A 20,815-nucleotide genomic window follows, 5' to 3' on the forward strand; every position below is an offset into this window, starting at 1 on the left:
CACCGGTCGGCCCGCCGACGGGCGAAGGGCACCCTTGGCCCACCTGTGCCAAGCTGAACCCCATGGCCTCGTCCGGACTGCACTACGACCTGATCGACCACACCCTCGACAACGGGCTGCGCGTGGTGGTCAACCCCGACCCCTCCAGCCCGGGGGTGGCCGTCAACCTCTGGTACCAGGTGGGGTCACGCGATGAGGTCGCCCAGCGCACGGGCTTCGCCCACCTCTTCGAACACCTGATGTTCCAGGGCACCTGGACCGGTGTGGGTGTGGGCGAGCACCTGGCTGCCATTCAAGCCACGGGTGGCGGCGCCAATGCAACCACCAGTTTCGACCGCACCAACTACTTCGAGACCGTCACCCCGGGGGCCCTCGATCTGGCCCTGTGGCTGGAGGCGCAGCGGATGGAGGCCCTCAAGGTCGACCAGACCAACCTCGACACCCAGCGCGAGGTCGTCAAGGAGGAGAAGCGTCAGCGCTACGACAACCAGCCCTACGGGGACACGTTCGAGTTGCTGACCTCCCTGGCCTTCGGCGCCGACCATCCCTACGGGCACACCCCGATCGGCTCGATGGCCGACCTCGACTCCGCCGACCTGGCCGACGTGCAGGCCTTCTACGACCACTGGTACTGCCCGTCGAATGCAGTCCTGGTCCTGGCCGGCCAGATCACCGCGGACGAGGCCCTGACCCGCGCCCAGCACCACTTCGGTGCCATCCCCGCGCGAGAGCGCCCGACCCGGGCCACCGTTGGCCTTCCCCAGGTCGACCTGCGGGGTGCCAGGCATGTCGTACACCGTGACGTCCCCCGAGACACCGTCCACCTCGTCTGGCCCGTTCCCCCCCAGCACTCCGGCGACGACCTCGCCCTCGACGTGGCGCTCGGCCTGCTCTCAGGTGGGCAGTCGGCCCGGCTGCACCAGCGACTCGTCCGTGAACTCGAGGTGGCCGAGGGTGTGAGCGCCTCCACCCTGGGACTGGTGGCGGGCACCAACCTTGCCCTGGTCAGCGCCCGCGTCCGTCCGGAGTCGTCAGCGGCGCAGGTGCGCGACCTGCTCCTGGCCGAGATCGTGGCACTCGCCACCGAAGGGCCCACCGACGAGGAACTCGATCGGGCCGATGCCCAGACCGAGCGCGAGTGGCTCGAAGAACTCGCGACCGTGGAGGCTCGCGCCGACGAGATCAACCAGTGGACGTCCACCACGGGCGACCCGACGGCCATCAACCGCCACCTGGCCGACCTGTCGGCGGTCAACGCCGACGACGTCAGCCGCGCGCTGGGCACGCACCTCGCCCCCGAGGACGTCTTCACCCTCGACTACCTGACCGCTTCGAACCCCCTGCCCGCTTCGGAGAAGGAAGCCCGTCGATGACCCCGATCACCGAGCCCACCACCGCCCGCCACCTGCGGCCGTCGGTGATCGCGGCGAACCCCTGGCTGTTCCCCATTCCCGAGATCGCCCGGTTGGCCAACGGCCTCGAGGTCTGGGCCTACAACCTGCCCGGCCAGCACGTCATCGCGCTCGACCTCACCCTCGACATCGACCTCTCCGTCGAGCCCAGGCAACTGGAGGGCATCGCAACCATGGCCCTGCGCACCTCGGACGAGGGCAGCCACGACCATCCCGGCCCCCGGTTGGCCGAAGCCCTGGAGTCGGCGGGCGCCGCCTACGACGGCGCGATCAACCACCACTTCACGGGCTGCAGCCTGGACGCACCGACCACCCGCATCCAGACGGCCCTCGACCTCTTCCGCGAGATCCTCACCACCCCGGAGCACAACCCGGCTGACCTCTCCCGTCACGTCTCCCTGCGCCTGGCCGAGATCGAGCAGGAGCGAGTCTCCGGGCCGGCCACCGCGAACCGGTCGACCCGGCAACTGATGTGGGGCCGCGACCAGCGACGGGGCCGTCCGAGCGGGGGCACCGCCGAGACCCTGCATCGCATCACCCGCGACGACCTGGCCGCGTTCCACGCCAGCACCTGGCGTCCGGACGTCGCCCGGGTCGTGATCGCCGGCGACCATCCCGACCTGATCGGGTTGGTCACCGAGGCGCTCGGTGACTGGGTGCGCCCGACCACACCCGCCGTCACCACCGCCGAGGTTCCCACAGCCCTGCCCCCAGCGGGCGCGGGGGTGGTGCACCTCGTGGATCGTCCCGAGGCCGTGCAGGTGGACCTCCGCATCGGTGGGGTGGGGCTGTCACGGCGCGACCGCGACCTGCCCGCCCTGCAATTGGCCGGTGTCGCGGTGGGTGGCAGCTTTCTCAGCCGACTGAACGAGCGGCTGCGGGAAGACCTGGGCTACACCTACGGCATCGGCTTCAGCCACCGACCCTCGTCCAGCAGTTCGCGCTGGCAGGTCAGCACCAGCGTGCGCACCGAGGTCGCCGCCGATGCCCTGGCCGAGACCATCCCGCTGCTCGACCTCGGGTCCCACCCGCTCACCGATCGCGAGGTGGACGATGCCCGGGCCCAACTCGTCACCATCGCACCGCTGCGTTACGAGACCGCCTCGGCGATCGTCGGGCAGGCGGCGGCCATCGCCACCGACGGGCTCGACGTCGACTGGATCAACCGCTACTTCGCGCGCATGTCGGCCACCGACCCCGACGAGGCCACCGCGGTCTTCAGTCGGGTGGTCACACCGCAGAGCCAGCAGACCGTCATGGTCGGCCCCGCTGATGCCCTGCGACCCGCCCTGAAGGCCCGCGGGTTCACCGTGCTCCCCCACCGGGCCGACGACTGATCGTCAGCAGCCGGGCCGAGGCCCACGCCATCCCGCGAGCTACTTGACGACCTTGAGGGCCTCCTCGACCTTGGTGCGCGCTATGGTCAACTGCTTCTGGTACTCGGCCAGGTTGCCCTGCTTGAGGGCGGAGTCGGCAGCGGTGAAGGCTGCCTGGGCCTCGGCCAGCAGCTTCGCGGCGGTGGGATTGGTCGTGGGATTGGTGGTCGGGCTGGTCGGTTTCTCCTCGGTCTGTCCACCGGCGTCACCACCGAAGACCGCGTCGAGCGCCTCCTGCAGGGTGTCACCGATGCCCACGTGCTCACCGAACCGCACCACCACGAACTGCAGGGCGGGGTATCCCCCGTTGGCGCTCGACTGGCGCTGGGTGTAGATCGGCTGCACGTAGAGCAGGCCACCCCCCAAGGGGAGCGTGAGCAGGTTGCCGAAGATGGCCTGCGCGCTGCCCTGGTTCAGGAAGGGACGCAGCTTCTCGGCCACGACCGTGTTGGTGGTGATGGCGTTCATCGTCTGGGAGGGGCCGGGGATCTGTTGCGAGTCGTCCATCCGCAGGATCCGGATCTTGCCGTAGTCGGCGCTGGTCGCGTCGGCGTTGACGGCCATGTACGAGCGCAGGTTCTCGCGCTTGTCGGGGACGAAGACCGAGGTCTGGCTGAACACCGGTGAGGAGTCGCCCGGCCACTTGATCGTCAGGTAGTACGGGGGCTCCAGCTTGCCTCCGCTCTGCGTGGGGTCGGCCGGCACGCGCCACAGGTCGGAGTTCTGCATCAGCGTCAGCGGATTGGTGGTGTGGTACTTGCCCAGCACCTGGCGCTGCACCTTGAACAGGTCCTGCGGGTAGCGCAGGTGGCTGAGCAGCGCGCTGGGGATGGCCGACTTGGGCTTCACCACCCCCGGGTAGACCTTCATCTCGGTCTGCAGGATCGGGTCGGTCTCGTCCCAGGCGTACAGCGTGACCGTGCCGTCGTAGGCGTCGACGACAGCCTTCACGGAGTTGCGCAGGTAGTTGACGTTCTTCTGGGCGACGCCGATCGACTGGGAATCAGTCGTGGCCGCCCGGAGGTCGACCCGCTGGGAGTTCGGGTAGGAGTCACTGGTGGTGTAGCCGTCGACGACCCAGACGACTCGTCCGTTGACAACGGTGGGGTACGGGTCCTGGTCGACGGTCAACCACGGCGCCACCTGCTGCACGCGCACCCGTGGCTCGCGGTCGAAGAGGATCTTCGAGTCCGCGTTGACCTGGTTCGACAACAGCAGGTTGGCGTCGACGTTCGTCGTGGCGAACATCAGCCGCACCAGCCAGTTGCGCAGCGACACCCCTCCGGCGCCGGAGTAGGTCACCTTCTGGTCCTTGCCGAGGTCACCGCTGGTGGGCAGGTCGAGCTCCACGGGAGCCGTGCCCGAGGGTGCGCCCACCACCACGTACTGGCTGGACTCCTCGCCGAAGTAGATGCGCGGCTGCTCGACCCCCAACTTGCCGCGGGAGGGCAGGTCACCCTCGAGCCAGACCGGCTCACCGTTCAACTCCCGCTGGTTGCCGTAGGCGGCGACCAGGCCGTAGCCATGGGTGTAGACGGTGTGCAGGTTGTTCCACGACTTGTCGGCCAACTTGTCCACGTCGACCTCACGGGCGGCGACCACCGCGTCGGTGGTCTGACCGTCGAGGGTGTAGCGGTCGACATCGAGTTCGGAGGGGAAGGAGTAGTAGCCGCGCACCTGCTGCTGTTGCTCGAACGCGGCCGAGATGACGGCCGGATCCATCAGTCGGATGGACGGAAGTGCCTCCGCGTCCTGCCTCAGTTGGCCGGCTGTGGCCGTGGTGACGGCGGGGTAGTCGGTGATCTCGGTGCCCGCGATGCCGTACGCGTCACGGGTGGCCTTGATGTTGGCCGCCACGTAGTCGTACTCCTTGGACTGGTAGCTCGGACGAACACTCAGTCGCTGAAGGGCCGCTGGATAGATCCCCTGCACCACGATCGAGGTGACCAGCATCACCACCAGGGTCGAGCCGACCAGGGGCCACCGCCGCAACTTGGCATTGACGACGAGCCCGGCGGCGCACAGGAAAGACACCACCGCCATCACCAGCTTGCCTGTGATGCGGGCATGGGCGTCGGCGTAGCCGACACCGGTGAACAGGTAGTTGGGGCTCACCTGGTAGGTGAATCGCTCGAGCAACTGCAGTCCCCCGTAGGCGACCAGCAGGGCAGCCATCAGCAGTGACAGGTGCGCCTGGGCGGGTGAGTCGAACGGCGACGAGGCCTGGCGCGTGCCCGGGCGGCCCCCGAGCCGGGGAGCCATCGCCCGCAGCGCCCCGTTGGCGAGGTGGGTCACACCCGCCACCACCAGGCAGGCCACCAGCACCGCGATCACGAACCCGACGACGAACATCCACCACGGCAGGGCGAACACGAAGAAGGAGGCATCCAGCCCCGAGTAGGGATCGCGGGTGCCGAAGTCCGTCGCATTGCGCCACGCCAGGTATCTGTCGGTCTGGTCGGCGGCGGCGAGCCCGGCGAGCAGTCCGAGCACGCCCGCGGGCAGCAGACTCGTCGTCCACCACCGCTGTTCGATGAGTTCGCGGTAGCGGGCCAGCACGGGCGAGGCGGCTGGGGTGCGCACCTTGGGACGCATGCGGTGGGCGACCATGACGGTCAGGGCAACCGAGACCCCCATCACCAGCGCAAAGACCAGGAAGAGGAGCAGCGAGGTCACCAGCCGGGTCACGTAGACCGACCTCACCCCCACCGACGAGTACCACATCGCCGACGTGGTGATCCGGCTCGCGACCAGCCAGCCGATCACCAACACACCCACGGCCAGCACCACCCACCCCAACCGGGAGCGGTGCTCCGTCTTGGCCGGGTGGCGGATGCTTGCGGTCGTCATCTCAGTGTCCCCAATAGTGCCGTGGCCAGACCGGGCACGAAGTCATCCCCGCCCAGCAGTTCGTCGGGATGGCTCAGCAGTCGTCCCAGACCGTGCTGCGTGCCGTCACGCAGGGCGCCGACCACGACGCGTGCGTCCTGGCGCTGCGGATGGTGGTGGACGAACTCCTCGGCGGCCGCCGGATCGCTCGGGATCTGGGAGTCGAGCGCCGGCGGGAGGAACGACCGTTCGAGGGCCAGGGCACACCCGGCGACGGTCGCCGGCCACTGGATGCGCGACAGGGTGGCGAACAGGCTGTCACCCAGGACGAAGTCCTCCTGCTCGATGCTCGACAGGGAGTCGGGTGATCCTGCCGTCAGGTGTGCGGCGAGGCTGGGTTCCTGCTGGATGAGCACATCGGTGCGCACGAGCGCGAACAGCCGTGCCGGCTGGTCCCAACCCGCGCGGCTGACATGTCGTTCGATCTCGGCCAGTGCCGCGATCAGGGTGTTGGTCTGCTCGCTCAACAGCGAGGCACCTCCTTGCCGGATGGATCCTGCTGCAACTGCGCCAGCGCCGAGATGGCGTCGCGCAGGGTGGCCACCTTGACCAGTCGGAGATCGGTCTCGAGACCGGCGAGGTCCTTGCAGTTGTCGGCCGGCACCAGGAAGATCGTCGCCTTGGCCCGTTCGGCCCCGGCGATCTTCTCCTGGATGCCCCCGATCGCCCCGACGTTGCCGTCCGGTCCGATCGAGCCGGTGCCGGCGACACTGCGACCCGCGAGCATGTCGGAGGGGTCGATCCGGTCGTAGATGGCCAGTGCGAACACCAGCCCGGCGCTGGGCCCCACGATGCGTGGATCGAGCGAGAACTGCACCGTGGCGCCGTACTTGTAGCCGGTGGCCGTGGTGATCCCGACGATCGGCACGGTGGCGTCCTTCGCCGAGGCCGCAGTGGTGATGGTGACCGTGAGCTGCTTGCCGGCGCGTTCGACGGTGAAGACCACCTGCTCCCCCACCTTGTGGCGACGGATGCGGCTGCGCACGTCCTCATTGGTCTGGACGGCCACCGAGTCGATCTTGAGGATCAGGTCACCCGGTTGGAGCTTCTGGTTGGAGGGCCCTGACACGCTCACCCCCTGGACCTGCGGCAACTCCAGCACCGGTTGGCCCGCGGCCCTCAGAGCCGCGACGACGGCATCGCGCTGCGAGGTGTCCATCATGGCCACCTCGTCGGCCTTCACCTGCTGGTCGGACTTGGTGGGCGGGTAGATGACCTCACGGGGAAGCACGTCATGGCGCGGCAGCCAGTGGTCGGCCAGGGCCTCTGCCAGTCCGAGGTGGCCGTCGACGGTGGTGACCGAGACCGTCGTCATGAAGAGCCGACCGTTCTCGGGTTGGCTGGGTACTCCCCCCACCTGGATCAGCGGTTTGCCCGACTGGTCCTTACCGGCGACGTCGAGGGTGCCGCCCGGGGCCCACGCCACGAAGGGGATCGGCGCGAGGAAGATGACCAGCCCCAGCCCGACGAAGGCGACGGCCGCCACCAGTGCCGTGATGCTGTTCGACGACCAGGGATCGTGCGCGGCACGACGGCGCCGTCCCAGGGCACGAACCACCCGATGAGGTGTCCCGCGCCCGACCGTCATGGCCTGAACCCTACCGTGCCCCCGAACCGGGCCATCAGCGACGCAGGGGCCTTGGGTCGAGGGACGCGCTGCGGTTCAATGGAGCAGACACGGACCGCAAGGTCTGCAGCAGCCAGGAGGATCCCTTGACACCGCCGACCACCCCAGGTTCGCCCACCCCGGGCGGGGACGACCAGCCCAAGGACCCCTTCGAGGCCCTGTTCGAACAACTGGGTCTGACCGGTGCCGGTGGCCAGGTCGACTTCAACGAGTTGGCTGCCCGGCTGCAGCAGATGCTGGGTGCCCAGGGGGGCGAGTTCCCAGGTGGCCTGCTGGCTGGTGGGCCGTTCCCCGGGTTCGGGGGCTTTCCCGGACTGTCCGGCATGCCCGGTTCCACCGGCGCGGGTGAGCAGCCCGAGGGTGGATCCCTGAACTGGACGCAGGTGCGCCAGCTCACCCGGCAACTCTCCGCCCAAGCGGGTCCGGACCCGACCCCGACCCTGCACGACCAGTCCGCGGTCCAGTCCGCGGTCCGGCTGGCCGATCTGTGGCTGGACGAGGTGTGCGAGTTCCCCCAGGTGGCGAGCACCCCTCAGGCGTGGAGCCGGGCGGAGTGGATCGAGTCGACTGTCGCGTCGTGGAAACCGATCGTTGACCCGATCATCGGTTCGCTGGCCGACGCGATGATGGGTCTGCTCACCCAGCAGCAGGCCGAACTTCCCGCCGATGACCCGATGGCCGGCCTCACCCAGATGCTGGCGCCCATGATGAAGCAGATGGCGGCCGGCATGTACCAGCTGCAGTTCGCCCAAGCTCTCGCCAGCCTTTCGGGAAAGGTCGTATCCGGCGCCGAGATCGGCTTCCAGCTGCTGGCTGAGCCGCGGGTGACTATCCTGCCGAAGAATGTCCAGGACCAGTTCGGGGAACTCGAACTGCCCCTGGACGACGTGCGTCTCTACCTGACCCTGCGCGAGTCGGCACGCCAGCGACTGTTCGCCCACGTCGGTTGGCTGGGCCCCCAGCTGTTGGCCTATGTGGAGCACTACGCCCGTGAGACGCGGATTGACCAAGCCGCTGTCGAGAGCGTGTTCGACTTCGACGAGATGGAGCAGATGACCCCGCAACGCATGCAGGAGCTCTCCGAGCAGCTGCAGGGCAAGCTGTTCGAACCCAGTCGGACGCCCGAGCAGGTCGAGGTGCTCGGTCGTCTGGAGACCCTGCTGGCGCTGACCGAGGGATGGGTCGACGAACTGGTCGCGAAGGCTGCCGGTCGCTACATGCCCAACCATGCGGCGCTCGCCGAGTCGTGGCGCAGGCGGCGGGGTGCGGGCGGTCCGGCCGAGGAGGTCTTCGCGTCGTTGGTGGGACTGGAGCTGCGTCCGCGTCGGATGCGTGACGCGGCGAACCTGTGGGCGGCCGTCACCGAACTGCGTGGGCAGCACGAACGGGATCGCCTCTGGAGCCATCCCGACCTCCTGCCGACAGCGGCAGCCCTTGACGACCCGATGGGCTTCGCCACTCCCGAGGCGGAGGCCCCGGCGGAGGGCGACGAGATGGACCGCGCCCTGGCGCAGCTGCTCGCCGAGGAGTCGGACAAGCCCGAGGGCTGATCACGCCGAAGGCTGACCCGCGGGTCACGGCCCTGGTCGGGTCAGCCTCGCGACGGATGCGGCGCTTGACGCCTGATCCACGTGCCCACTACCTTTTTCGTGAAGCCCCCGGAGGGCCGATCGCGTGCAGGGGAAGGCAAGCGAGCCGGTTCCGGGGGTTTCTCTTCGCCCGGAAAGGGGCCACGTCGAGCGCGTGTTCGCCGGCAAGTGCCACCGGCTTGGCTACAGTGATCCGGTAGCTGCCCGCTCGGGACTCTGTGAGAGGCACGAGTGGGTCAACCCATACACAAGGAGGAAAAGTGGCAGACGAGACCTACAACGGCGAGTTCTACTGCGTGAAGTGCAAGGCCAAGCGCACCGCCGAGGGCAATGTCGTCGTCAACGACAAGGGCACCCGCATGGCCAAGGCCAAGTGCCCCGAGTGCGGCACCAACCTGAACCGCATCCTCGGCAAGGCCTGAGAACTCCATTCACCGCGACGGACGACCCCCGGTGGGGGTCGTCCGTTCTGGTTTCCGGGGCAGGTCGCAGGCGGCGCGATGTTTCGGCGTCGTCCCGGTGTTGTCCCGGTGTTGTCCGGAACCCCCCGCTGGCTCCCCGGCAACTCATCGCCGGGTGGGATGAGGGGATGACCGCTGACCCCCCAGTCCTGCTGACCGGCGACCTCGTCCACGACGGAGGCTGGAGGCTGATCGATGATGTCGGGCGCATCTGGCACCTCGGGGACCTCGACGCGACCTTGGTCAGCACCTTGCGACGCTGCACGGGCACCGATGGTGCCGTGGCACTGGCAGCAACCCTCCCAGCCCACAGGCGTGACGAATGGCTGGACCTGTGCGGGGCACTGGCGTCCGCAGGCGCGCTCCACACCCAGCCCCGGCCGCGCACGGTCGCGGTCATCGGCTCGGGTCGACTCGCCCAGGAGTTCTGTCTGGCCACGTGCCGTCAAGCAGGGACGACCCTGGTGTTGGTGGACGTGTCCGCGCCGGACCGAGGGCTCTACCCCAGGAGCCGGGACTCCACGGGCGCCGGTGCCCTGCACCAGTGGCTGCGTTCGCGGGTCGACTCCCCACGCACCCTCGTGGTGGGAGGCCACTGGGCCGACCTCACCGCCGAGGGCGTGGACGTGGCCGTGGTGGTCACCCCCACCGTGCTTCCCGACCGTGCCGTGACCGATCACCTCCAGCGCAGCGGGCTCACCCATCTGATCGTCACCCAGCACCGAGCGGCCGCCCACGTGGGACCGATGGTCGTTCCCGGACGAGGCCCCTGCCTGTGCTGCGACGACATCGTTAAGGCCGCCGGGGACCCACGGTGGCCGACGACGGTGGCCACCCTCTCCCGTACGCGAGCGTCCACTGACGAGGCGATGGTGGGCTGGGCCGCGCGGCAGGCATCCCTCCTGGTCGGCGCTGTCACCTCGGCTGGCGCTCCCCGGTCGCCACAGGCTCTCCCACCGGCCGGGGATGGGGTCGACACCGCGACGGTGTGGTCTGCGTCGTCGACCGCCGGCCCGTGGTGCCGTCAATGGCTGGCCCATCCGGACTGCCCCTGCCAGACCGCCCTACCGGTGACCGGCTCGGTCAGCGTCGACTGATCCCTGCCGCCCTCAGGGCGTCGAGTTCGGCGAAGACACCTGGCATGGCGTCGATCAGGGCGGCCCTGGTGTCTCGGAAGTCGTCCAGGTCGCCGTACCAGGGGTCGTCCAGCGCTGAGCCGGACACCGCACCGGGGATGAAATCGCTGACCAATCTCACCGAGACGTCAGGCGAAGCCTTCGACAACCGCTCCATCCGCCTGGCGTGTGAGGCCTCGGCGGCAACCACCAGTCGGGCCGCGGAGAAGATGTCCTGGCTGACGAGGCGGGCCGGACGGGTGCCCCCGACGTCGAAACCGTGCTCGACCAACGCCTCTCGGGCACGTCGATCCATGGGACGACCCTCCTCCTCGCGGCTGACCCCGGCGCTGGCGACGTCCACATCGATGCGCTGATGCCGGGCCCAGTTCCGCGCGATCACCTCCCCCATGGGACTGCGACAGATGTTGCCCCAACACACGAACAGGAGTTCAGCCATGGCGACGATTCTCCCCCATGGGACCCGGCGCGCCGATCGCCCGCACAAGCAAAGAACCTGACCTCCCATGGGAAGGCCAGGTTCTCTGGTCGGGTCGATGCCCGCGGGATCAGTGCCCATCAGGCAGCCACCTCGCCGGGGAGGGGGTGCTTGCGAGGACGCCCACGGGGACGCTTGCGGGGTATGACGACCCCGTTGTCGAACAGTTCGCCACCCCATACACCGTGCGGTTCACGCCGTTCGATGGCGCCGGTGAGGCATTCGGCGCGCAGCGGGCAGGGCCCGCAGATGGCCTTGGCCTCCTCGACAGTGGTGGGTACGTCGGAGAAGAACAGTTCGGGGTCGACACGATGGCAGGGAAGGTCGAAGTCATCGGCTGCCAGGTCGGGTAGCAGGATGTCGAGGCTCATGAGGTGGTTTCTTCCGGGATGGAGTGGCGGAGTCCGGAAAACACGAAGGCCGTGAATCCCGGGGCGGGTTCACGGCCTGAGCCTTGACTGGAGAGAGACCTGTCAGCAGGTGTCTCCGCTCAAGCGGCGATCCGCAGGGGTGGGGTTGGCAGTGATCCAGGCGCCATAGAGGGCGCCGAAGGGCTTGCCGAAGCGAGACGCAGTGGTGGTGAGGGCAACGCGCGCAGCGGGACGCAGAACAACCACGTTCCGGGTCACCACGATCTGGTTCGACTCGCCTGTGATGTTCGACATCTTGTTGCCCTCCTCTCAGTGCTCGCTCCACCGTGCGGTGCAGCTTGTTTGCCGTACGGACATGGGACCCCATGACCTGCCGAGAAGACTACCCTGCACGGTCCTCTGGCTGGCAACCCATTTATGGCAAGCAGTGACACATTTCCGGCAGAAGTTCCGGAGGGTGGGCCGTCGCCTCCGTCTGCCAGCGCGCCCCCGGATCTGCCACGTCCCGCTCCGCCAGGAACGCAGCAGGCTCAGCTGGTGGCAGCCGCGATGATCGACAGCACCTGCTCGCCGAACTTGTCGGCCTTGGCACGACCCACTCCCGGCACCTTCAGCAGGTCGTCCCCATCCGTGGGGCGCCGCTCAGCCAGAGCGATCAGGGTGGCATCGGTGAAGATGACGAAGGCCGGCATCGAGGCTTCGTCGGCCACCTGCTTGCGCCACGTTCTCAGCGCCTCGAACAACATCTCGTCGACATCATTGGCGCAATCGACGTGACGCCCCAGTTTGCGGTCCGAGCCCGTCCGCAGCCCTTCGCCGCAGACCCTGCACACCTCGCTCTGGGCCGTCCCGCGCTGCTTGCGTCCGGCTCCCCGCACCCGTTCGGGCGCACTCACCCGGGGCGCCAGCGAGCCGAGGAACCTCGACGGGTTGCGGCTGCCGCGTCCCTGCGTCGAACTGCGCGACCAGCTGACCCGCAGGTGGAAGCGGGCCCGGGTCACGGCCACGTAGAGCAGGCGCTGCTCCTCGGCCAGCTGCTCGTCCGTCGTCGCGAGGACGAAAGGCAGGCTCCCCTCGTGCACGCCCGTGACCGCGACGGCGTCCCACTCGAGACCCTTGGCCGAGTGGATGGTGGCCAAGGTGACGCCCTTGGCGGTGGGCGCATGCTGCAGGTCGGCCCGCTTCTGGAGTTCCTCGGCCAGCACGCCCAAGGTCACGCCGTCGTACTCGTCGTCGAAGTCACGGGCGAGGTCGAGCAGCGCAGTCAACGACTCCCACCGTTCGCGTGCGGAGCCAGCACCCTCCGGTGCCGTCTCGCGCCAACCGAAGCCGGCCAGGATGCCACTGAGGGCACTCAGCCCGGGCTGGTCAGGCCCTTGTGCTGCCTGCGCCATCACCTGACCGAGCGCCTGACGGATCTCGGCACGTTCGTAGAAGCGTTCAGTCCCCCGCACCACGTAGGGGATCCGGGCATCGTCCAGCGCCGCCTCGATCGCCGGGGACTGCGCGCGGATCCTGAACAGGACGGCCATCTCGTCCCACGGCACTCCGTCGCTGTGGCGCGAGCGGAGCCACCGAACCACGTCGTGGGCCTCGTCGGCCTCCGTCGCCGAACCGACCACCTCGGGTGGCGGTCCGTCGGGTTGCTGGGCCACCAGGGTCGGGACACCGCTGACCAGCGGGTCGCCCGTGCGGAGCACGGAACCGTCCAGCCCCGTGCGGGGGACGGCCTTGTCCAAGCCCGTGCGGAGCACGGCGTTGGCCAAACCGACCACCTGCGGCGTCGACCGGTAGTCACGGACCAGCCTGACCACGGCAGCATCGGGATGGGTGAGCGTGAAATCGGTCAGATAGGCAGGCCGGGCCCCTGCGAAGGCGTGGATGGATTGATGCGGGTCGCCCACCACACACAGGTCGTCCGAATCGCCCAGCCACGCGGCCAGCACGTTGCGCTGCAGCGGGGAGACGTCCTGGAACTCGTCGACCAGCACGTGGCGGTAACGGCCCCTCACCTCGTCTGCGATCTCGGGGTGTTCGCCGAGCAGTGCGACGGTCAGCAACAGGATGTCGTCGAAGTCGATCAGGTCACGCTCCGATTTCACCTGCTCATAGCTGGTCAGGACTCGGGCCACCGTGGTCTCGTCGAGCCCGGAGACGGATCGGTGGGCTGCGCGGGCCAGCCGCGGATACTCCCCCGGGGCGACGTTGGTGACCTTCGCCCAGCTGATCTCGCCGGTCAGGTCGCGCAGCAGGCCGGTGTCGGTGCGCAGGCGGTGGCGACCCGCGGCCTCGGCCACCAGCGAGAACGTGTTGGCCGTCACAGGTGGCAACTCGCGCCGGTGGGCGCGTGGCCAGAAGTGCTGCAGTTGACGCAGGGCAGCGGAGTGGAAGGTGCGGGCCTGAACCCCGCTCACACCCAGCTGGTCGAGCCGGGAGCGCATCTCGCCCGCGGCCCGCGTGGTGAACGTGACCGCCAGGGTGCGCCGAGGATCCTTGGCGCCGATGAGCGAGGCGTGGGCGATGCGGTGGGTGATGGCCCTGGTCTTGCCCGTCCCGGCACCAGCGATCACCACCATCGGGCGGTCGAGCACCTCAGCCACCTGTCGCTGCTCCGGATCGAGTGCGTCGAGCACGGTGGCGATGGTCGGGTTCACCCGAGCGACTGTAGCCACGGCCACCGACAAGTTCGACCCGGTTGGATCACCCCCTGGTCGTCCTCCCCCGATCGGGCCCTCGATCGCACTCCCGTCCCAGTCACCTGGCCGGCCACGGAAATGTCGCAGCCTGCCTCTAGGGTCAGGTGCATCATGACAGTGCCGCACGCCACAGACCCGTCCCCCGGATTCGAGGTGCAGTTGTGCACGCGGGGCGAGACGGTGGCGTCCGAGGTCGCCTCATGGGTCGGTGGTCCCCTGCGGGACCCCTTCGCACGTCAACTCGTCATCGTCTCGAGTCCGGGCCAGGCACGCTGGCTCTCCCAGCAGGTGGCACTGACCTTCGGCATCACGGCGGGCGTCGACTTCTGGTCGATGGACCAGGTCCGACACCATCTCCGCGACCGGCTCGGCCTGACCGAGGACGGCGACCCGTGGTCGGTCCCCGCTCTGGCCCTGGCGGCCTGTGAGGTGCTGTGCGAGGTGCTCGACGACCCGACCCCTCCCGGCTGGGCAGACGCCCTGCGCGCACACCTGCGCCCCGGCCCCTCACCAGTGCAGCAGCGCCCCGGACGCCTGTGGGCGACCGCCCATCGGTGGGCGCGTCTGGTGCACCGGTACTCCCGGTTGGCACCAGCGATGATCGAGGAATGGAGCCTCGGGAACCCGGTCACGGTGACGGGCGAGCCGCTGGCCGACCACGAACGCTGGCAGTTCGAACTGATGCGACGCTGCGCCCAGCGCATCGGCGAGCACCATCCCCGCGCCCAGCACCAGTCCCTGCTGGAGGGGCTGACCCGGGTCACTCTCGACTGGGAACGCATCTGTGTCGCGGCCCTCTCACCCCTGCGGCACGACGAACGAGAAGTGACCGTGGCCCTGGCCAGGGCCACTCCCCTGCGCTGCCTCCAGCTCGTGACCCGATCCGAGGGCCAGCACCCCGTTCTCGACCCGCTGCAGCAGGCCCAGCAGGTCGCCGTCGCCGGCTGGGTCGAGTTGGGCGCCGCGGTGGTCCCCGCCCACGATGTCGACCGGGCACCGACGACCGTGCTCGGGCGTCTGGGCGAGGCCATCCTCACCGGGGACTCCCGCACGGGTCCTCCCGACACCTCGGTGCAGGTGCTGCGCAGCCACGGGCCCGACCGACAGGTGGAGGTGCTGCGGGACGCCCTGTGCGGACTGTTCGAGGACGACCCCACCCTCGAGCCCCGTGATGTGGTGATCGTCTGCCCCGATCTGCCCACCTACGCACCGTTGCTGCAGGCCTCGTTCGGGGCCAGGGAGAGTGACGGCTTCGTGCACCCCGGCCACCAGCTGAGGGTGCAGGTGCCCCAGCGCTCCGGCACGGGCGGCCCCGTGCACGAAGTGGTGGACCAACTCTTCGCGTTGGTGATCGGACGGGCCGGCGCCGAAGACCTGAACACCTTGGTGTCCCTTCCTCCCGTCTCGCGCAGGTTCGGCTTCTCCCACGACGACCACGAACGCATTCGCGCGCTGGTGGAACGTGCCCGGCTGCGGTGGGGGCTCGACTCCCGGACGCGGGCGGAGTTGGGGATGCCCGGGGTTCCCCAGGGGACGTGGGTGAATGCCATCGAGCGCATGGTTGCGGGTGCGACCTTCGCGGAGAGGCCCCTCACCTGGGTCGGCACCGCGCTGCCGATCTCCCACGTCGAGGCGGGTGACCTGCGGCTGGTGGGTCAGCTGGCCGAACTGGTCTCGCGCGTGCGTTGGCTCGACCAGGAGTTCCGGCAGGCTGCCACCGCACCAGTGTGGGCCGAACGGATCCAGCGGGCTGTCGAACTGTTCGTCGATCTCCCGTGGGACCAGCAGGGAGCGATCACCGCGACCGTCGCTGCCGTTCGCCGTTGGGCCTCCGCCGCTGCCTCTTCCGCCCCGCTCGACCAGCATGACGTCCATCAGGTGATGCGCACCCTCGCCGCCGACTGGCCCTCCAGGCCGGCGTTCGGCAACGGTGCGGTGCACGCGGTCGGGTGGGAGGAACTGCGCGGGATCCCGCATCGGGTGGTTGCCGTGCTGGGACTTGACGAACGGGTCTTCCCGCAACACGCCAGGCGCTGGGGGGACGACCTGCTGGCCAGCCAGCTCGATGCCGAGCACGACCCCCGGGTGCAGTCGCAGGGAGCGCTGCTGACGACGTTGCTCGCAGCCAGGCAGCGCTTGCTGGTCGTGCACCAAGGATCCGACCCGCGCACCGGGGCACCTGTCGAACCGCCCGTGGCGGTGGCCCAGCTGACGGCGGCCCTGCAACGTGTCTGCCCCGGCTTCAAGGCCCGCTCGATGTCGCTGCAACCCCACAGCCCGGTCAACTTCGTCTCCGACCCGCGGACCGACGAGCATCCGTTCAGCTTCGATGGTGAGGCCCTCGCCGCCGCGCAGGCCCTGGCGCAAGCCCAGCAACTACCCGCACCCGCGGAGCCCACACCCCTGCAGTGGCGCTTCCCCGACGTGGCACCCGGGGCGGTGGCCCTGGCCGATCTGACCGGCTTCTGGCGCAACCCCGCCCGGGCGATGCTCCGTCACGCCATCGGTACCAGCCTCAACCGCGACGGGCGGCAGTCCAGCCGGCAGGTGCCCCTTGAGTTGTGGGGACTGACGGAGTTCGGCGTGGGACAGCAGGCCTTGGAGCAATTGCTGGCGGGGGCGACCCCCGAGCAGGTGCGCACGGCGGCCGCCCTGGGTGGCGACGTACCGCCGGGGCAGCTGGGACGAGCCTCCCTGCAGCAGGTGATGAAGACGGCGGCAGACCTCGCCGCGGCAGCCTCAGAGGTGCCCGGCGAGCCGCTCGACCAACCGCTGTCATTGAGCCTGGGGCGCTGGCAACTCAGCGGAGTGGCAAGGATGCGGCACGACACGGTGTTCTCCGTCTCGTACGCCCGACTCAACGGCGCCGCCCTGCTCGAGTCATGGCTGACGCTGTTGGCCGTCTCGGTCGCACTCGACTCCCCCCTTCGCGCCCGCAGCCTGCACCTCGACAGTCGCACCATGGTGTTGCAGGCCCCGAGTCCAGCACGTTGTCGCGACCTGCTGGTCGACCTCCTCGAGTGGCGGTCGCTCGGGCTGGGTTCGATCCTGGTGTCACCGGTCAGGCTGCTCCACCTGGTCGGCCAGCGGTCGGCGGCCATGCCATCGGAGGAACGCGCCCAGCTCGACAAGCAGATCGCTCGCGAGTTCCGGACTCTGCAACGCGACGACGACTGGAGCGGATTCCTGCCTCCGACACAGACGTCGCTGTTGCAGGCCCCCGTGCACGCCGACCTGGAGTTCACCGTGGCCGAGTTCGGCGATCACCTCTTCGCACCGATCCGGAAGGCCATGGTGCTGCCATGAGCGAGGTCAGAGACTTCGACCCCCTGTCCATGGCGCCGATGATGTCCACCACCCTCATCGAGGCAAGCGCGGGCACGGGAAAGACGACCACCATCGCCGCACTGACCACCCGCGCCCTGGCTGAGGGCTGGTACGAGATGCCGCAGGTGATGCTCGTCACCTTCGGCCGGAGGGCTGCGAGCGAACTGCGCACCGGGCTGCATGACCGGCTGGTGCAGACGGTTGACGGGCTCGAGGCCAGACTGGACGGCAGGCGGCCCGCCACGGCGGGAGTGCTCCACGATGGTGTGCGTGACCTGTTGCTCGCCGGCCCACCGGAGGTGCTCCGTCTGCGCCTCGAACGACTCCAGCGGGCACGACAGGACTTCGACCAGGCGACGATCGCGACCACTCACCAGTTCTGCCACGCCATGCTGGCCGAACTGGGGGTGCTCGCCGACTTCGATGCCACGGCCCAGTTCGTCGAGAATCCGGCCGACCTGCTCGAGGACGTGCTGCACGAGACCTACACCCGTCGCTACCACGCCGCCGAGACCACCAACGTGCCGTGGTTCAGCTACGCCAGGCGACTCATGGACCTCGTCCGGTCGGGTGAGGCCAGGTTCGACACCCCCTCGGGAGCGTCGACCCTGGAGAAGGTCGCCCTCGGCACCGATCTTCGGGAAGGCATCGAGCAACGCAAGTGGCAGTCGCGCAGCTATGACTTCGACGACATGGTGGTCAGGCTCCATCGCGCCCTGCAGGCTGAGGTGGATGCCGCCGACCGTGACCGGCTACCACCGACGGCGGCCGCTGCCCGCAACGCGCTGAGCCGTCGATTCCGGCTGGTGATGATCGACGAGTACCAGGACACCGACTCCCTGCAGTGGCAGATCGTGCGGGCAGCCTTCCACCACCACAGCCAGGTGTTCCTGATCGGCGACCCCAAACAGGCGATCTACGCCTTCCGACAGGCTGACGTCTACGCCTACCTGACGGCCCGCGCCGCGTCCGACCAGCAGTTCACCCTGCGCACCAACCGGCGCAGCACCAGTGAGCTCGTGTCGCAGGTCGACCGGTTGTTCCGCGGACGAGACCTGGGTCGCGAGATCACCTGCCCCCCTGCCACGGGCGGCAGTTCGTCGGTCGTGCGGGGCATCGACGGTGGGCCGGTCCCGGCGCTGCAACTGCGGCTGGTGGTGCCCGACCAGGGCACCGAGTTCGATCGGGACGGTCAGCAGTGGCCCATCGTGCTGCGCGATCTCACCGAGCAGGTCAAGTCGGTGTTGGCGAATGCAGAAGTCCGGGAACCCGACCTGCCCGCCGACCAGCCCGGACGACGCATCCGTCCCCAGGACGTCGCCATCGTCGTGCGGGCCAACCGGCGGGCCGAGCAGGTGAGGGAACACCTCGCCTCGGCCGGTGTTCCCGTGGTCTTCGCGGGCGCCGACTCCGTGTTCACCTCGCCTGCTGCGACGGACTGGGCCGCGCTGCTGCAGGCTCTCGTCCGACCGGGTTCGGCCACTCTGCGCAGGTCGGCGCTGACGGACTTCTTCGGACTGGAGGTCCCCGACCTGGCCCGCGTCAGCGACGCCGAGCTGGCCGACATCGGCCTCGACCTGCGTCGCGCCGCACGAAGTCTCGAGCAGGGCTCGGTCGCAGCGATGTTCGAGGAACTGTCCACCCGACGTGGCGTCCCGGCTCGCCTCCTGTCCAGGCGCGGTGGCGAACGGCGGCTCACAGACCTGCGCCACCTGGCCGAACTCCTGCACGCCCAAGCGTCGGTGATCGGGGCATCGCAGCCGCGGGCCAACCTGGCGGTTCACCTCGCCCGGTGGCTCGACGAGCGGATGCATGACCGTGCGGTGGCCGACGAGCAGACGCGCCGACTCGAGGCAGATGGCGGTGCGGTGCAGGTCATGACCATTCACCGGGCCAAGGGTCTGAGCCTGCCGGTGGTGTTCCTGCCCGACCTGACCACAGCCGCTCGCCGCAAGCCGGAGCGCAGCCACCCCCAGGTGCTGCACGAGACGGGAGAACCCGTGATCGCGGCCGCGCCCACGCCCGCGCAGCGTGAGCGCATCGATGCCGATGACCGCGACGAACTCCTGCGGTTGGCCTACGTCGCCGCCACCCGGCCCCAGTACCTGTTGCGCATCTGGTGGAGCGCCGACCCGAGCACCGGTGAATCGGCGATCAACCGGCTGCTGCACCAGCCGGACGCCCCCGGCGTCCCTGCCCCCTACGTGACCGCCGATCGGCAGCGTGCCGAGCAGATCCACGAGCTGTGGTCCCCCCTGATCGACGTGCAACTGGTGGGCGAGTCGGCCCCGCCCCCGTTGCCACCCGTGGGCACGGCATTGTCGGTGTTGCCCGAGCGGGCCCGCTCATGGACGCGCCAACTCGACCAGGAGTGGCGACGCACCTCCTACACCGGGCTCACCCGTCACGCGCACGGCATTCCGGTCGGCGATCTCCCCACCGAGGACGAACCGGCCACCGACGAAGGCGCCGGCAGCGACAAACTGCTCGACCCGGCCGTGTCCGACCTGTCCGACGCCGGACCCTCAGCCCGGCCGGACGCCGAGCCGTCCTCGGATGTCCCCGCCACCCGGTTCCCGCAGCCCCTGACCGGATTGCCCGGCGGAACCGAGTTCGGAGGCCTGGTGCACCTCGCCCTCGAGCAGCTGGACTGGACGAGCGACGACCTGCCGTCCGAGCTGGCGCGGGTGGTGGCGCAGACCCATGCCCAGCACCCGGTCCCCGACGTGGGGCTGGCGGAGCTGTCGGCCGGCCTCGGGCTCGTCGTGCGGACTCCTCTGGGGCAGTTGGCCGCCGGGCGAGCCCTCGTCGACATCCCCCTGCGTGACCGACTCACCGAACTCGACTTCGAGTTGCCGATGGCCGCCCACTCCGACCGTGCTGCCACCCTCGCCGACCTGGCGGGGCTGTTCGACGACCGTGCGTTGGTTCCGGCCGACGACCCGCTGGCCGAATACGGTCGGGCGCTGGCCGAGAGTCCGGCCGCCGAGGAACGACTCAGCGGTTGGTTGACCGGCTCCATCGACGCGGTGCTACGGATCCCGGGCGAGGGTGGCCAATCACGCCACCTCGTCGTCGACTACAAGACCAACCGCATCTGGTTGCCTGCGGGCCGCGACCTGCGCGTGGAGGACTACACGACCGAGGCCATGACCGACGCCATGGTGGTGGCCCACTACCCGCTGCAGGCGCTGCTCTACTGCGTGGCCCTGCACCGGTTCCTGAGATGGCGGCAACCCGGCTACGACCCCACCATCCATCTGGGGGGCGTGGGCTACCTCTTCGTCCGCGGTATGGCCGGTCCCGACGCCGCCAGCACACCATCGTCCCCGTACGGGGTGTTCGCCTGGCGGCCCTCGGCGGCTCTCGTCCTGGCCGCTGACGCACTCCTGACTGCACGCTCCGAGGAGTCGATGTGAACACGGCAGCCAGGCTCAGTTCCGCTGAGGTCCC

The 20,815-nt window shown here is 69.3% G+C and carries 14 protein-coding genes; 7 read left to right on the plus strand and 7 right to left on the minus strand.

Annotation, left to right across the window (positions count from 1 at the left end; genetic code table 11):
• Positions 1 to 62: 62 nt before the first annotated feature.
• Both QQZ11_RS12385 and QQZ11_RS12390 read left to right on the plus strand, forming a co-directional pair.
• On the plus strand, positions 63 to 1,373 hold the full coding sequence (locus tag QQZ11_RS12385) for a M16 family metallopeptidase (protein ID WP_284550628.1): 1,311 nt from the start codon (positions 63 to 65) through the stop codon (positions 1,371 to 1,373).
• Positions 1,370 to 2,749 (plus strand): M16 family metallopeptidase, encoded by a 1,380-nt coding sequence (locus tag QQZ11_RS12390; protein WP_284550629.1) that lies wholly within the window; start codon positions 1,370 to 1,372, stop codon positions 2,747 to 2,749. Before QQZ11_RS12385 ends, QQZ11_RS12390 begins: the two co-directional genes overlap by 4 nt.
• Before the next feature lie 39 nt (positions 2,750 to 2,788).
• Here QQZ11_RS12390 and QQZ11_RS12395 read toward each other — a convergent pair whose 3' ends face one another.
• Genes QQZ11_RS12395 through QQZ11_RS12405 form a run of 3 tightly spaced genes read right to left on the minus strand, consistent with a single transcriptional unit; the run spans position 2,789 to position 7,265 of the window.
• Positions 2,789 to 5,638, minus strand: a complete 2,850-nt coding sequence (locus QQZ11_RS12395; RefSeq protein ID WP_284550630.1) for a UPF0182 family membrane protein — start codon at positions 5,636 to 5,638, stop codon at positions 2,789 to 2,791.
• Entirely contained in the window at positions 5,635 to 6,144 is a 510-nt protein-coding gene (locus tag QQZ11_RS12400) for a PPA1309 family protein (protein WP_022910424.1), read from the minus strand. The genes QQZ11_RS12395 and QQZ11_RS12400 overlap by 4 nt, the downstream gene beginning before the upstream one ends.
• Entirely contained in the window at positions 6,141 to 7,265 is a 1,125-nt protein-coding gene (locus QQZ11_RS12405; protein ID WP_084707730.1) for a YlbL family protein, read from the minus strand. Before QQZ11_RS12405 ends, QQZ11_RS12400 begins: the two co-directional genes overlap by 4 nt.
• Before the next feature lie 125 nt (positions 7,266 to 7,390).
• Here QQZ11_RS12405 and QQZ11_RS12410 point away from each other — a divergent pair, with 125 nt between their 5' ends.
• The 3 genes from QQZ11_RS12410 (at position 7,391) to QQZ11_RS12420 (ending at position 10,451) form a co-directional block, all read left to right on the plus strand.
• A complete protein-coding gene (locus QQZ11_RS12410; RefSeq protein ID WP_284550631.1) occupies positions 7,391 to 8,854 on the plus strand; it encodes a zinc-dependent metalloprotease in 1,464 nt (487 codons plus the stop codon).
• A gap of 299 nt (positions 8,855 to 9,153) precedes the next feature.
• Positions 9,154 to 9,315 carry a DUF5679 domain-containing protein gene (locus QQZ11_RS12415; RefSeq protein WP_022910427.1) on the plus strand — a complete coding sequence of 54 codons (162 nt, stop codon included), beginning with the start codon at positions 9,154 to 9,156 and terminating at the stop codon, positions 9,313 to 9,315.
• A 167-nt stretch (positions 9,316 to 9,482) separates the two neighbouring features.
• Complete coding sequence (locus tag QQZ11_RS12420) at positions 9,483 to 10,451, plus strand: hypothetical protein (protein ID WP_284550632.1); 969 nt, start codon at positions 9,483 to 9,485, stop codon at positions 10,449 to 10,451.
• On the opposite strand, the gene QQZ11_RS12425 is transcribed toward QQZ11_RS12420, so the two are convergent.
• The 4 genes from QQZ11_RS12425 to QQZ11_RS12440 form a co-directional block, all read right to left on the minus strand.
• Positions 10,438 to 10,929 carry an arsenate reductase/protein-tyrosine-phosphatase family protein gene (locus QQZ11_RS12425; RefSeq protein WP_284550633.1) on the minus strand — a complete coding sequence of 164 codons (492 nt, stop codon included), beginning with the start codon at positions 10,927 to 10,929 and terminating at the stop codon, positions 10,438 to 10,440. The genes QQZ11_RS12420 and QQZ11_RS12425 overlap by 14 nt on opposite strands.
• A 119-nt stretch (positions 10,930 to 11,048) precedes the next feature.
• On the minus strand, positions 11,049 to 11,339 hold the full coding sequence (locus tag QQZ11_RS12430) for a WhiB family transcriptional regulator (RefSeq protein ID WP_022910430.1): 291 nt from the start codon (positions 11,337 to 11,339) through the stop codon (positions 11,049 to 11,051).
• 102 nt (positions 11,340 to 11,441) lie between these two features.
• Positions 11,442 to 11,633, minus strand: coding sequence for a hypothetical protein (locus QQZ11_RS12435; RefSeq protein WP_284550634.1), 192 nt, complete (start codon positions 11,631 to 11,633; stop codon positions 11,442 to 11,444).
• 236 nt (positions 11,634 to 11,869) lie between these two features.
• Positions 11,870 to 13,993: an ATP-dependent DNA helicase UvrD2 gene (locus QQZ11_RS12440; RefSeq protein ID WP_284550635.1), complete on the minus strand. Its 2,124-nt coding sequence runs from the start codon at positions 13,991 to 13,993 to the stop codon at positions 11,870 to 11,872.
• A gap of 153 nt (positions 13,994 to 14,146) precedes the next feature.
• Between QQZ11_RS12440 and QQZ11_RS12445 the strand changes: the two genes are divergently transcribed.
• Both QQZ11_RS12445 and QQZ11_RS12450 read left to right on the plus strand, forming a co-directional pair.
• Entirely contained in the window at positions 14,147 to 17,341 is a 3,195-nt protein-coding gene (locus QQZ11_RS12445) for an exodeoxyribonuclease V subunit gamma (protein ID WP_284550636.1), read from the plus strand.
• Entirely contained in the window at positions 17,338 to 20,781 is a 3,444-nt protein-coding gene (locus tag QQZ11_RS12450; RefSeq protein WP_284550637.1) for a UvrD-helicase domain-containing protein, read from the plus strand. Before QQZ11_RS12445 ends, QQZ11_RS12450 begins: the two co-directional genes overlap by 4 nt.
• Positions 20,782 to 20,815 lie beyond the last annotated feature (34 nt).

This window comes from Aestuariimicrobium sp. T2.26MG-19.2B (genome assembly GCF_950101875.1).
Lineage (GTDB): Bacteria > Actinomycetota > Actinomycetes > Propionibacteriales > Propionibacteriaceae > Aestuariimicrobium > Aestuariimicrobium kwangyangense.

Coding starts and splice junctions, on each gene's coding strand:
- QQZ11_RS12385 (WP_284550628.1), top strand. CDS start 63: ATGGCCTCGTCCGGACTGCACTACGACCTGATCGACCACACCCTCGAC.
- QQZ11_RS12390 (WP_284550629.1), top strand. CDS start 1,370: ATGACCCCGATCACCGAGCCCACCACCGCCCGCCACCTGCGGCCGTCG.
- QQZ11_RS12395 (WP_284550630.1), bottom strand. CDS start 5,638: ATGACGACCGCAAGCATCCGCCACCCGGCCAAGACGGAGCACCGCTCC.
- QQZ11_RS12405 (WP_084707730.1), bottom strand. CDS start 7,265: ATGACGGTCGGGCGCGGGACACCTCATCGGGTGGTTCGTGCCCTGGGA.
- QQZ11_RS12420 (WP_284550632.1), top strand. CDS start 9,483: ATGACCGCTGACCCCCCAGTCCTGCTGACCGGCGACCTCGTCCACGAC.
- QQZ11_RS12425 (WP_284550633.1), bottom strand. CDS start 10,929: ATGGCTGAACTCCTGTTCGTGTGTTGGGGCAACATCTGTCGCAGTCCC.
- QQZ11_RS12430 (WP_022910430.1), bottom strand. CDS start 11,339: ATGAGCCTCGACATCCTGCTACCCGACCTGGCAGCCGATGACTTCGAC.
- QQZ11_RS12435 (WP_284550634.1), bottom strand. CDS start 11,633: ATGTCGAACATCACAGGCGAGTCGAACCAGATCGTGGTGACCCGGAAC.
- QQZ11_RS12445 (WP_284550636.1), top strand. CDS start 14,147: ATGACAGTGCCGCACGCCACAGACCCGTCCCCCGGATTCGAGGTGCAG.
- QQZ11_RS12450 (WP_284550637.1), top strand. CDS start 17,338: ATGAGCGAGGTCAGAGACTTCGACCCCCTGTCCATGGCGCCGATGATG.